This is a genomic window from Pseudoalteromonas aurantia (assembly GCF_005886875.1).
Taxonomy (GTDB): Bacteria; Pseudomonadota; Gammaproteobacteria; order Enterobacterales; family Alteromonadaceae; genus Pseudoalteromonas; species Pseudoalteromonas aurantia_A.
The window spans coordinates 1-13,042 of sequence record NZ_PNBY01000045.1 but is presented as its reverse complement, the minus strand read 5'-3'; the positions used below and the strand labels follow the sequence as shown (position 1 = coordinate 13,042).

Below are 13,042 nucleotides of genomic sequence, written 5' to 3'. Positions count from 1 at the left end.
TTTCATGCTCTTGCCCTGGGTATTGCCGCCTTTCGTTATTAATCTTATTCTTTTTTATTACAAGACTTTTATGAACCCACACATTGTGAAAACTACATGATGCATTTGCACGTCTCTGATCTCAATGCTTGGTTCCAGCACTTATTGGCATTAGAGCTGGAGCATGATTTTAGTTGTAAACTTACCGAAATAACCACACAACCTTGGGGGATGCGTGAGTTCTGTTTATATGATCCAAGTGGCGTATTGTGGCGTGTTGCGCAAAATAACGATGATGTTCAACAGTGTTAAACGCGAGCCAAGCTTTATGGCTTTAAAATAGCGTATTTACATGCGTTAGAAAATAAAAACGCTATTTAATATGTGCAATCGTGTTAATTGTTTTTCCTTGTTCAATCAGTTCGGTCGTTGCTTGTGCACTCAGTGGTTGAGAGAAAAAATAACCTTGCAGTTGCTGACAGCCACATGCCGCAAGCACCTTGGCTTGCATGGCATTTTCAACGCCCTCTGCAACACAATTAACGTGAAGATTGTGTGCCATATTAACAATCACAATAGCCAGATCCCCATTGTTTTTACCCCCGCTTATATCACTGACAAAAGACTGATCGACTTTGATCGTATCAAATGCTAAATGTTTCAAATAATTTAAGCTTGAAAAACCAGTGCCAAAGTCATCAATAGCAATTGCAAAGCCCATTTCTTGCAGCTGTAACAGTGTTTTCTGCATTGATTCAATATTTGTTACCAACGACGATTCGGTCACCTCTATTTCAATATTTTTTGTAGACACACCAAACTCGCCGACCAACTCAACAAACTGTTTAGTGAAGTTGGCCTCACTCAATTGCAACACCGATATATTAATACTCATTATTAAACTGGGTTTAACTAATAACCACTTAGCAAACTGTGGTAACGCTTGATGCAATAACTGCTGACTGAGTTTTGTTATGCTATTGGCATCTTCAGCAATCGAAATAAACTGTGCAGGCATTACCAGTTGATCACTTTGCTGCCACCTTGCTAACATTTCTACTTTTTCTAATTCAAAGCTCAAAGCGTTAACTATAGGCTGGTAATAAGGTAGGAACTCTTCATTTTCAATGCCTTTATTAATAGCATTTTCTATTTCAATCCGTAATTCAGCCTCGTGATCTAACCGTGTGCTATAAAACTGAAAATCGGTTTTTGACACTTTCTTTGCTCGGTACATGGCCGTATCGGAATGTTTCATCAATGTTTCAGCATTATCACCATCATCTGGGTATATCGCGATACCCGCACTTAACGACACATCCAATTGAATGCCTTTAAGCTCATACTCACCCGTGGTACTTATAAGTACCTTTTTAATGACTTTACGCACATGCCGTTTATCTTCTATGGCATCGAGTAATAAGACGAATTCATCACCGCCCACCCGCGACACCGTATCGCAGGCTCGTAAACACCCCGCTAATCGTTCAGCTACTTGTTTCAATAACAAATCACCATAATCATGACCTAATGAATCGTTTATCTTTTTAAATTTATCAAGGTCAATAAATACCAAGGCAAACTGATGTTTGCACCGACGCGCTCGTTTACATGCTTGAATCAACCTATCTTGTAGCAATAAACGATTTGGCAGCCCTGTTAAGGCATCGTGATGGGCTAAATGGTTCATTTTACGAGACATCATTCTAGACTCAGTCACATCTTGAAACACCATCACAGATCCCATTATTTGCCCATCTTTACCATATATCGGAGAAATAGAGTCTTGAATTGCAAATGTAAGGCCTAAATGATTTTTAACGCATGTGAGCTCTGGCAAACCCAATGTTTGGTGGTTTCCCATCGAGTAATCAGTGAGGTTCTCAATAGGTTGGAGTGTATCCTCATTAAATAACGGCATGACTTCCTGAAACGGTAAACCAGCCACCTCATTAGTTAGCTTCGCCAAAATAGCTTCCGCCACGGGATTCATATAGGTAATATTGCTGTTTACATCTGTACAAATTACGCCTTCCCCAATTGAGCTCAAAGTCACTTCTAATAACTCTTTCTCTTTCGATAGCTCTTGTGACAGTTTTTGCCTTTCTGATATATCCTGAAAAAAACACAAAGTGTGTGCACCCGAACCATTGGCATTAAACACACCGGCTTGTAATATACAGGTAATTTTATTGTTACTTTTGCTCAAAAGTACGATTTCTTCAATGGTAAACTTTGTCTCACCAGATAACCCCATATGATGGATTAAACTGGCAGAATGCTCAGTCATGTAATTAGTGATGGGCTTATTTAGTAGATGCTCTCGTCGATATCCGAGGCATTTTATAAACCCATCGCTGATGTGTAAGATACGCCCATGATCATTCAGAGAAACGAGCATAATAGGGCTTAACTCAAAGGTATGCTTATAGTTATTATCAACTGCTTGAATTGCAACCAAAGAACGCTTATTTATCAGCTCATACATACAAATAATGAGCGCATTACAATATCCCGCTATAACGACAAAAAGTATAGACAGCGTTGTTTGCACATCATTTTGTTCTTGCACGGTGTCTATACTGAGTAAAAAAGCAACGCCTGCGGCTAGAATAAAACCAGCCAAACTTAACGATTTAAAACCGCGAAAAACAGCACATAACGCCAAGGAAATAACCGTGAGCACGGCAAAAGCGAACCAAGAAAACAACGCTGAAGACACAGTGAGTAACCCAATACCTCCTGCCCATAACATATCATCATAATGATATGTTTTCAGAACGTTTAACTTCCCGCCTTGAGTACACAGTAGTACCACTGGTAAGCCCGTGAGTAATGTGAGCAATGAGCCTTCAAACCATCCAAGCAATAAGGTAGTAAAACTTAACGAAGATACCACAGACACCAATTGCGCACCGAGCAAGCCCAGCAATGAGGAGGGTAATAAAACGAATAACAATAAACACTTTATCAAATAACTTGGCTGCGATAACGTGCGCTCAAAATTAAAGTGCTGTTTAATGAAAAATGCAATAAGGAATGCCTCAAGCACATTTAACACGAGGATCAGCAGCGCTTCTAAGTTCAACATATCCCATAAAATGAACGCCCCGATACTCAAAGCCAGCGTCAATACAAGGTTTTTCCACCAGCCAGAATAATTCAAGGTCATTAGCCCCATGATTAACCACAGATCAGCGCCCCACAAGGCTGTCCAAATACGTTGGCTCGGTAAGTAAAAGATAAATAATATGGCAATGGCTACATAGCCTAGAGCCCAAAAAAAGTGGCGTTTCATTCAATATGACCTTTATGTGGTCTAAAGGTGAGGCTAAAAACACACCAAGCAAGAAAATCTTAAATCAATCTTTAAAACTATTGGCGACAGGACAAAATTAATCAAGTTTCCAACAAGATAAAGGCACTTTTACCTAAGCTTTGTGCCAATAAATTACGCAAATAAAATAAAAGTTATCTACGCTGTAAAACTGCAATAAACGAGCTTGACCATGATTAGCTCTCACCAAACCACAATAGCAATTAATAACTTTGTTTGAGTAGCCAATATTATTACCAATTTAGACACGATATTAAGCCAAGCAAAGACTCTGTCTTTAACTGCTAAAAATGCCCGAGTGGTTGCATTAAGGGCTGAAGACGCTGCTTTTGGTTTTAAGCCTATTACTAACTTTATCGATGAGTTCTCCACACAAACAATCAAGACAACGTCCGAAATATCAAAGCTATCAAATCAACTCTTTGCACTCGCGTTGGCCGTTGTAAGGTGCACCGACCTACAACACCAATTATATAGAGCAAATTCTCGGCAACTTAAAGCAAAAAAACATGCACTGGAGCACGCAATATTCTCCCTGGAAAGTTATTTTGAAGACATTCAAAAACAAATGCGCAGTGCGGAGTACATCACAATCACCAGCCAAGTAGAAGCATCAAATGCGGGGTAATTTAGCCATAGCTTAGAGTCTGTTTCAGACTTTATAACCGATAATGCCAGAAAAAATTTAAACTGAGTCAATGACAATCTACAAGAAATCTATGAATTGCGAGGAGCCTTTCGTTGAAAGCGACGGAATTATTTAACAGTGAATCTCATCGATGAATAGTACTGGGCAGAGACCCCACCAAACCAAAAAAATAATAGATACTAACCAATATCTCATTAAGAGCGCCGAAGAAGCGATTATTCTCGATCCCGGCGGGATTGAGTTATTTTCTCCCATGTTTTCTGGTATTTTACCTCATGTTCAAATTGACAATATCACGACGCTATTTGCATCACATCAAGACCCTAACATTATCTCGTCTTTAGACTTAATGAGATAAAACGGTCCCCAATGCTAAGCTCTACGCACCTTAGTTATGGGAAGGCTTCATCAGACATTTTGGGATGGAAAACATTCAATATATGCCATCAAATAGGGCTAAAAACAACTGGGTTGCCCGAGTCAAAGAACTTGACATCGACATGATGGCACCACAGCATGGTCGTATTTTCAAAGGCGAAATGGTTGCTGAATTTTTAGAGTGGTTTGCCAAGCTTGATGTGGGCATTGCTTAAACAAATATTCATGAGTAAAGTCTGTTCTAAGGCGTCATTATTTTACTGCATTGATCCACGCTTTAACTGGGTCAACCCAAGCCGCCAAAGGCCGATAAAAAGCCCCGTGACTCAATCCAGTATGAATTGCGATTTCACGGAATGACTGAGTTTCAGTACTCTTCTTAGCAAGCTTTGCACAGCTGCCCGATTTGTCTGTTTTTTCATAGACAGACAAAACGTGCCCATAAACTTTTACATCAGTATGCTTTTTCCAAACTAACCGTCCACACCCCGCCAAAATAATGGTATTAACGCCCAAATCAGAAAGCTTGTCGGAGGTGAGGCCCGTAATAAACGCCCCTCGAGAAAAACCCATTATCGTAATGTTAGTCGGCTTAACCCCTTGCTCAACTAAAGTGCGAACCTGCGTATTTAACGTATAAGCATATTCAAATGGATCGGTATCTTTTGCTCTATGCTGAGCAATTAAGTGATAGTTGCTATCAGCTAATGCTTGCTTAATTGCAGGAAAATCATACATGCCCCAACCAAAACGGGTATCAACCGGTTTGGGGTTATCCCCTTCCACAATATAACCATGAGAGTAAAAGACATACTTGGCATTGCGGTCAATATTGGCTGGTAAATCAGCATGTACTTGCCCGGCAATGCTATGATTAGAAATAAATAACGCCAATATTGCACTGGTTATGAGTCTTATCATACCGTTATCAACCGTTCCTTAATAGGTTACTTAATAACAAGTATATATGAAAGCTATTGCTGTGACCACACGGCCAGTTCGTTACCACTGGGTTCTATAAAATGAAATCGCCGTCCCCCTGGAAAGTCAAAAATCGCCTTACTGATCTTACCACCCGCTTGCTCAACAGCGGTTTGAGTTGCTTCAAGATGGTCACTGTAAATAACCACCAACGCACTGCCTTTACTGGCTTGCGCATGTAAGTCTGCTTTGTAAAACCCACCAGCTAGACCTGAGTCTGAAAAAGCGCTGTACTCTGGCCCATAATGCGTAAATTGCCAATTAAACACCTGAGTAAAAAATGCTTCCGTCGCAGCCAAATCTCGGGCTGCCAGCTCAATATAATTAATATGGTGATGGCTCATAGCGTTCGCTCCTTAATATGTACTCTCGTCAGCATAAAGTGCCGTAAAAAATATAGCAACGCTTGACCTATATTGCTACGAAACCTAAGGGTCGTTTCAATAAAAAAGGCACTGAAACAGTGCCTTATGGTCAAGCTAAAATTGAGTGTTTACATTTAAAATTCTGCTTTAAAGTTAATTGCTGCAGTACGTAGAGCACCGATCCACGCTGATTGGTTCGCAACGCCACCTAAATAACTTTTATCAGTGATGTTATTGATAGTGAAACGAAGCTCCATCGCTTTTACATCCGAAATAGGTGCCTCAACCGCAACTCCAGCATAAAAATCTGACACCACATACGCATCAATTTGTTTTGTGTTAGCAGCGTCCATCCAGCGGTCGCCGACCCAATTGGTTGAAAGACCTGCAAAGTAATTCCCCTTTTGCCAATCAAACGATACTACCGCTAAGTCTTCAGCTGAGCCAAATACCGTATTGCCTTGAGGGAACGTACTTAACCCACCAGTGTATGTTGAATCGTTGTGAGTATAAGATGTATACATATACCATTCATTGGAAATATACCACGTGGCTGACAATTCAATACCACTCGATTCAATACCGCCAACATTTTCATACGCGCCATTGTTACCAATCGAGTAATTGATCCCATCTGGTGAATCTGGTGCTATGAAGTTAAGTCGGTTATCAAAGGTAACATCGTAGTAGGTCACACTGGCGTTTAATTTATCAGATACATAACGTAGCCCTAAATCAATATTCTCAGCCGTTTCAGGTTCAATTTCATCCAATGCCGACGAATCTCTTTCTAGCACGGTATCTTTAATTGCCGCAAAATTTTCAGCACATCCAGCAAAGACCTCTAAACCCTCAATCGCTGTCGGTGCAACAATACCGGCTGATAGTAAAGTATTTGAATCAGAAGTGAGTGACGTGTTCTTGCTGCTATCGAACTGGTTAATACCTTCTAAATCATCTAAGAATTTTTTCGCCCACAGTCGAACTCTCGCAATCGAAAAATCCAGCTCATCTTCAATATACAGCATCGTCGTATCAACATTAAACTCTCGATTATATTGCACCTAATAAGGCGTATTATCAAAATTTACACTCACTCTGGCATCGATTCTTTTGTGCCAATCACGCCATTCTTCACGTTGATAATCTTCATACCAGATACCGGCACGAACGGTATTATCCATATCAGCTATCTTGCCATAATAAGTAAAGTCGGCATTAAAGCCCAAACGGCCTTTGCCATAATGCGTATGACGATAAGAACCAACAGGAGTGGCACCTGAAACGTAACATTTAGGGTCATACTCAGCACCTGCACTGTCCCTAAGTTCTCAGTGTCTATATAGCGATTGGCTTTCGCACCTCCACCATAATTTGAGTTACCATTAGCAATACCGTCAATCGTAATACCGATTTGCTGTTCATCTAAACTCAATTGAAAACCACGAATAGATACCGTGGTAGACCAATCATCTGAACCGAAAGTGTCGCCTTCATTCACTAACACCCCAGGTAAGTTATCGATAATGGCCAAGGCACTGGTCATTGCAGCTTGCTGTTTAGACATTTCTTCGCTGGTAGCATTGTTTGCAAACGACACACTTTGTGCAACGACAGCCACTTCTTCCATTGTGTCATCATCTGATTGTAAAACTTGCCAAAAGTGCAGCGGTAATAAGATTGAGCGAAAGAGTATTTTTCATGGTTTCCCAACTTATTGATTAAGGGGTAATAGTAAAACGCGAAGTAGTATGGAAAAGTTACATGAAAAATAGGAACAAGTTATTTGAACGTTCAATTATTAAACATTGAAATTAATAAGACAATGCCATATCAACAGCGAAAGTTATAATACAGGCTAAATTGACGTACCAAGTACGCGCACAGTTAAAGCTCAGTCGAGGGTATAAATAAAATAGGTAAGTACGACCCATTGCCACACTCTTGTCATATTAAAAGACGACACTGTTGTTGATGTAAGGAACTAGCGCCCCCCTGACGACTAGTCTGTCTAGTATTATTTATTTGTGGGCCATACTTTTATGGCCCTTTTCTCTGCATAAAAATAGCTGCCCTTTAACAGAAATGATCCTATAAGTTAAAATGAGCTCAATGTGAGTCACGCTAATACTTATTATTTTTTTACCCTCTACGTGCAATCGATTACCTTACCAATCTCATACATCGCAACGCGTTCTCAATATGGCTTGTATTTGTAAACACACATAGACCAAAGTCTAGCTGGCTATTATATGACCAGAAAATACAGTGATAACTCACAACATGTAAAAAGGTCATACTATGAATTTAATAAAACTCACTATCGGAGCATCTGCACTCGCATGTCTCATCATTAGCAAAGCTGCTTACTCGGCAGATTGTAGTACAATAAACGAATACCCTAATTGGACCGCAAAAAACTGGTCAGGGCAATTTGATCATGCCAATGCCGGGGACTTGATGCACTACCAAAATAAGCTCTATAAAGCCAATTGGTGGACCAAAGCCATACCGGGCTCAAATCAATCTTGGCAATATCAAGGCACCTGCTCAGATCCCACAACCCCCAAAGAAGGAGCATACGATAAGCATGGGAAGCTGGCTGTATGTGGTACAAAATTGTGTAATAAAAATAGTCAACCCGTGCAATTAAAAGGGATGAGTACTCATGGCTTACAATGGTATGGACTTAACACATGTTTAACCGAGCAATCGCTGGATGTATTGGCGTATGAGTGGCAAGCTGATATTTTAAGGATCAGTCTCTACGTACAAGAAGGTGGCTTCGAAACAGATCCGGTTGGTTTTACTGCACAAGTGAATACACTTATTGCAATGGCAAGTGACAGGGGCATGTATGCTTTAGTAGATTGGCATCAGTTAAACCCCGGTGATCCTAACTACAATCTAGCACTGGCTAAGCAATTTTTTACCGATATCGTTACCAGTAATAAGCACCGTAACAATGTACTATATGATATTGCAAATGAACCCAATAATGTTGCTTGGCAAGGTATTCGTGACTATGCATCCGAAGTCATCCCGGTGATCCGCGCCATTAAAAATGATGCAATTGTGCTTGTTGGCACACATGGGTGGGCCACTTTTGGTGCGTCAGATGGCGGAACGCTCCAAGAGGTAATAGATAATCCAATTCCCTTTGACAATATTATGTACACGTTTCATTTTTACGCAGCATCTCATTTAGAGTTTTATCGCACAAGGCTCGATAGCGCATCAGATGTACTGCCAGTCTTTGTCACTGAATGGGGCTCTCAAGAATACACCGGCGATGGCGACAATGACTTTATCAGTACACAAGCCTATATTAATTTAATGAAACGGAAAAAAATTAGCTGGACTAACTGGAACTATTCAGACGATATGCGCAGTGGTGCTGTTTGGCAGCAAGGTACCTGTCGCACCAGTAACTTTTCTGATAGCCAACTCAAAGAAGCCGGTAGTTGGATCAAACAACAAATACGATTAGGTCGATGACCTAACTGCCAATATGGGCGACTTCATTGCGCCCATATTGGCTTTTCACAATATAAATACTGTAGCCTCAGACTACAACTGCGCTAAAAGACTCGCTATTTTTCGCTGTGCATCTTGCACAGAATTTGCGTGACGTTCATCATTAAACTCTTGGTATTCAGAAAACACCTCATAAAAAGATTCTACTCCCAAATAACGACTTAACATTTTTATATGTGGGCCTAAATGATTACGTTAACCGAAGAAGGAGAGAAGTTAGCAAAAACAGCATTGAGCATATTTGCACAATTGCATAGCACGCTAAGCGAATTAACAACACCCTAATATTAAGATAGAGATCTGTACCAATAATCAACTCATTAATATTACCCACACACGCCAAATCAACGTTGCTATTCGTTATGATAATCGACCCTGCGCTGAAAATGACGAGATCTACTTAGCCACTGAATACTTACAAGCCTATTGCGCGGCCAATGCTGCAAATACCTATTCGCAAACAAACCAAACACTGTTTGTAACACAGTGGCAAGCTCGCTTTGAGATAAATGATTTTAAGATCACCAGCTTTACTCAAGAACATTATGTATTACAGGCGACACTGGCAGGTCAAGGCATTGGGTTGTTGAGTAATATTTTAAGTAGCATCACAGTAAAGCAGCCCTGGTTACTCCCTATGGAAAATTTACCCAAAGTCAGAGGGTATAGCTATTCTTTACGACTATCACGTCACGCAAAAAATAATCATGCTGCACGCTATTTTAGTAAATGGGTGAAAAAGACGATGCAATCTGAGTCCTCGTCGTGAGCGTGGCATTGCAAAAACCCAGTAAAATCATTGCAAAGTTGAAACTCTTACTTTAAGGCTGAGTTTAATCAGCCAATATAACAGCGCGCATATCACTGGGCGTTTTCTGAATTTACTAATGCGATAATGCGTTTAGCTTTTTCAAAATGGTCAAGCTGATGGGTTTGGATCCACCAAGTAGCCGCTTCCATTAAAGAGTCAGGGTCGTCATTCTTATTGGCAAAAAAAGCATAAAATGATACGCCAACTCCTTCACCTTTCTGTGCTATTTTTTTATTACATACTTGAATTATTTTTTGTCTTAATACCGCACGCATACTGACTAAATTTCCTTATATATTACTACTGATGATAAGTAAGCTGTATATTATCACTGTCAGGTGTTATTAACAGGCAGGAATGTGATCACGCCTCCCTTTTAACTTAATGCCCACAGTATTAAAACAGCAAAAATACTTTTATACTCATTACAGACCTTATTTTTATTACTATCCAGCTAACCATGCACCACTTAGAAAAAGATTCTCACGCTGACTATTTAATCAATGAAATAATCGCATCAAATGACACTTTGTTTGTATACGAAAACAGCGACTATCGATGGTTGACCTTTTCAGACAAAATTATTCAAGGCGTGATGTCTTTAGCCCACCCCGAGCAAGTTGTGTCGCCCATAAGCCAAGCATTGATGCTCTTTTTATTGACTGAGCAGTCCAGTTACCGTTTGCTAAATTTAGGCTTGGGGACTGCCGCCATTGAGCGAGGGCTGCAATATTTGCATGATAAACAAAAAGTAACCATACAACATTGCGTCACCGTTGAATTGCATGACACAGTAATCCATTGTGCCAAGAAGCACTTTAATTTCAGCGCCAACAGCTTACACACTGAATGTGTACAGCAATATATCAACACCACACAGACACAGTTCAATGTGATTGTATTAGACATTGTGCACACACAGTATGAGCATGATTTCTTACAGCAAGTATCTCTTTGGGAAAAGATCACCCAAATACTTGTGCCTGATGGACAAATCCTCTTTAACTTCAACCCATATTCTGAGCTGGGGTTGATCATGTTACTCAAGACCATTCGCCCTCATTTTAGCGCCATTGATATCATCGAGTTTCACGATTATAAAAATATTGTGATCCGTGCACATAAATCGTCAACGTCCAACCTGAGCCAACACGCCATAAATCAGAGTAATACTCTCTCTACTATCGCTCCAAACTTTTTACACAACGTTAAAAATATATTCAAGGTATAGGCAGCGTCAATTCAACTTCGTAACGCATCAATATATTTAGCTCTTGAGCTTGCTGCATATTCATGTGGCGCAAAATAAGCACTAGCTTCATCCAGTAAATCAATCGCACATTGCAGTGTTATCACCTCACCCTCGGTTAACTTATCAATGCCTGATAAGTGCTGTATGGTCTTAATCGCCACTTCTTTTTTAACAATTTCGGCGACCCGTCCAGTGCGCGTGCACACGCCATACGTTCCCGCTATAAAATAATGAAACTGCTCGTTAATATAGGTATCTAGCATCATGCTTTTGGCTACATCATTGCGCACATAGCCCTGTATTTTTAGCGTCTCATACTCACACAAAAATTCAGTCTTAAAATAAGCATAAATCGCCTGTTTATCACTTAGATGACGAATATCATTTATCCAGTCTACACAACCCTGCGCATAATAGGCACACTGTGTATTTGGTACCGTATGCTCACCAAAGTAAGAGTGGCAGCTTAACGAAAAACCAAATTGATATGAAGGTTTAGGGACCGCACCTTGTGCGCGCAGTTTATCGAAGGCAGCTTCTGATATATTTGCTTGGTCAATCACTTGTGCTTGAGATAAAAAGTTACTTTGCAAATACTTCCCTAACGCCACAAGTTCTTCAATAGTGTTTTCCATACTTGCACCTGTACACATAACAAAATATGCATGCACAGTACACTTAATATAAACAATATACTTCGTTGCTCATCGAAGCATCGGCTACAGTTTTATTGCGCTGTATCAAGGATTAAAATAGCACTAGGATTTAAGAGAGTATTTGGTTAAGGTACTGAAAAACATAACCATGAGTTAACAATGGACCCCGATATCGCCTCTTTAGCAGCCATGATAGCCGACCCCTCACGAGCAAAAATGCTCACCGCATTACTTGGTGGTAGAGCACTCACAGCCACTGAGCTTGCCCTTGAAGCTGATATAACCGCACAAACAGCCAGCAATCACCTCGCTAAGCTACTAGAAAAAGAGCTATTAGTGGTACGCAAACAAGGGAGACACAAGTATTTTCAACTGGCAGGAGAGCACATTGCGCGACTGCTAGAAAGCTTAATGGTATTAAGTCACAACATTACCAGTATAAAAACAGGGCCAAACGACCCCAGTTTAAAAATGTCTCGCGTGTGTTATGACCATATGGCTGGAGAAGTTGCGGTTGCGCTATATGACGCACTATTAAAACAGGGATTTATTCTTGATAATATTGATCATTGTACACTCTCGCCAGCCGGCGAACGTTTTTTCATCTCCTTAGGCGCGGATCTGACCACAATAACAACCAAATCAAGGCCCATATGCAGGCCTTGCCTTGATTGGAGTGAACGGCGCAGTCACTTAGCTGGCACACTTGGCCAATGGATACTCAATGATGCACTACAAAAAGGATGGGCTGAGCGCGACCTCGTTACCCGAGCCATTCATTTTAGCCCTCGTGGCAAGCGAGCTTTTTTTAACTGCTATGCCATTTTGTAGCATCACTTTGCAATGCCTTCTCGCACCAAAGCTTGTAAAGCCGTTAACGCTTTTTCGCCATCATGCTCAGTAACAAACACATGGTCATGATAATACGCCGCAATCACATTAGCACTGACATTAACTTGCGTAAGCTTTGCTGACACAGCCGCTGTTAACCCAACCGCATCGAGACTTGAATGCACCATCAAGGTAATACACTTAAAAACCCCGGTATATGCGATGCCAAACTCATTGGCTTTTGCCCAGGGCGAGAGCGTGAATAT

At 40.6% G+C, this 13,042-nt stretch carries 14 protein-coding genes and 1 pseudogene; 7 read left to right on the top strand and 8 right to left on the bottom strand.

The features are described 5' to 3' along the window. Nucleotides 1-96 precede the first annotated feature (96 nt). Entirely contained in the window at nt 97-291 is a 195-nt protein-coding gene (locus CWC18_RS09975; RefSeq protein WP_212747725.1) for a hypothetical protein, read from the top strand. Nucleotides 292-352: 61 nt separating this feature from the next. Here CWC18_RS09975 and CWC18_RS09970 read toward each other — a convergent pair whose 3' ends face one another. Continuing rightward, a complete protein-coding gene (locus CWC18_RS09970) occupies nt 353-3,277 on the bottom strand; it encodes a sensor domain-containing protein (RefSeq protein WP_138675190.1) in 2,925 nt (974 codons plus the stop codon). A gap of 337 nt (nt 3,278-3,614) precedes the next feature. Here CWC18_RS09970 and CWC18_RS21465 point away from each other — a divergent pair, with 337 nt between their 5' ends. The 3 genes from CWC18_RS21465 to CWC18_RS21925 all read left to right on the top strand — a co-directional run bounded on the left by CWC18_RS21465 (nt 3,615) and on the right by CWC18_RS21925 (nt 4,558). Next, a complete protein-coding gene (locus CWC18_RS21465; protein WP_249348264.1) occupies nt 3,615-3,944 on the top strand; it encodes a hypothetical protein in 330 nt (109 codons plus the stop codon). 151 nt (nt 3,945-4,095) lie between these two features. Further along, nucleotides 4,096-4,323 (top strand): hypothetical protein, encoded by a 228-nt coding sequence (locus CWC18_RS21930; protein WP_432760774.1) that lies wholly within the window; start codon nt 4,096-4,098, stop codon nt 4,321-4,323. 82 nt (nt 4,324-4,405) lie between these two features. Continuing rightward, on the top strand, nt 4,406-4,558 hold the full coding sequence (locus tag CWC18_RS21925) for a hypothetical protein (protein ID WP_434063442.1): 153 nt from the start codon (nt 4,406-4,408) through the stop codon (nt 4,556-4,558). A gap of 37 nt (nt 4,559-4,595) precedes the next feature. On the opposite strand, the gene CWC18_RS09955 is transcribed toward CWC18_RS21925, so the two are convergent. The 3 genes and pseudogenes from CWC18_RS09955 to CWC18_RS21855 all read right to left on the bottom strand — a co-directional run bounded on the left by CWC18_RS09955 (nt 4,596) and on the right by CWC18_RS21855 (nt 7,392). Then, nucleotides 4,596-5,264, bottom strand: coding sequence for an alpha/beta hydrolase (locus CWC18_RS09955; protein WP_138592699.1), 669 nt, complete (start codon nt 5,262-5,264; stop codon nt 4,596-4,598). Between the two features lie 53 nt (nt 5,265-5,317). Beyond that, a complete protein-coding gene (locus CWC18_RS09950; protein WP_138592698.1) occupies nt 5,318-5,668 on the bottom strand; it encodes a VOC family protein in 351 nt (116 codons plus the stop codon). A gap of 155 nt (nt 5,669-5,823) precedes the next feature. Continuing rightward, nucleotides 5,824-7,392, bottom strand: a pseudogene (locus tag CWC18_RS21855) (TonB-dependent receptor domain-containing protein). A gap of 598 nt (nt 7,393-7,990) precedes the next feature. Between CWC18_RS21855 and CWC18_RS09940 the strand changes: the two are divergent. Continuing rightward, entirely contained in the window at nt 7,991-9,187 is a 1,197-nt protein-coding gene (locus CWC18_RS09940; RefSeq protein ID WP_138592697.1) for a cellulase family glycosylhydrolase, read from the top strand. Between the two features lie 72 nt (nt 9,188-9,259). Here the strand turns inward: CWC18_RS09940 and CWC18_RS21735 are convergent, their stop codons facing one another. Beyond that, nucleotides 9,260-9,394 (bottom strand): hypothetical protein, encoded by a 135-nt coding sequence (locus tag CWC18_RS21735; RefSeq protein WP_283235310.1) that lies wholly within the window; start codon nt 9,392-9,394, stop codon nt 9,260-9,262. A 693-nt stretch (nt 9,395-10,087) separates the two neighbouring features. Continuing rightward, nucleotides 10,088-10,312: a DUF6500 family protein gene (locus CWC18_RS09930; protein WP_138675189.1), complete on the bottom strand. Its 225-nt coding sequence runs from the start codon at nt 10,310-10,312 to the stop codon at nt 10,088-10,090. Between the two features lie 185 nt (nt 10,313-10,497). Here CWC18_RS09930 and CWC18_RS09925 point away from each other — a divergent pair, with 185 nt between their 5' ends. Next, nucleotides 10,498-11,268: a hypothetical protein gene (locus tag CWC18_RS09925; RefSeq protein WP_138675188.1), complete on the top strand. Its 771-nt coding sequence runs from the start codon at nt 10,498-10,500 to the stop codon at nt 11,266-11,268. An 11-nt stretch (nt 11,269-11,279) separates the two neighbouring features. Here CWC18_RS09925 and CWC18_RS09920 read toward each other — a convergent pair whose 3' ends face one another. Next, a complete protein-coding gene (locus tag CWC18_RS09920) occupies nt 11,280-11,924 on the bottom strand; it encodes a DUF6058 family natural product biosynthesis protein (protein WP_138675187.1) in 645 nt (214 codons plus the stop codon). Between the two features lie 180 nt (nt 11,925-12,104). On the opposite strand from CWC18_RS09920, the gene CWC18_RS09915 reads away from it, so the two are divergent. Beyond that, nucleotides 12,105-12,776: an ArsR/SmtB family transcription factor gene (locus CWC18_RS09915; protein ID WP_138675186.1), complete on the top strand. Its 672-nt coding sequence runs from the start codon at nt 12,105-12,107 to the stop codon at nt 12,774-12,776. A 2-nt stretch (nt 12,777-12,778) separates the two neighbouring features. On the opposite strand, the gene CWC18_RS09910 is transcribed toward CWC18_RS09915, so the two are convergent. Continuing rightward, a partial coding sequence (locus CWC18_RS09910; RefSeq protein ID WP_138675185.1) for an ACT domain-containing protein occupies nt 12,779-13,042 on the bottom strand: 264 nt, incomplete at its 5' end.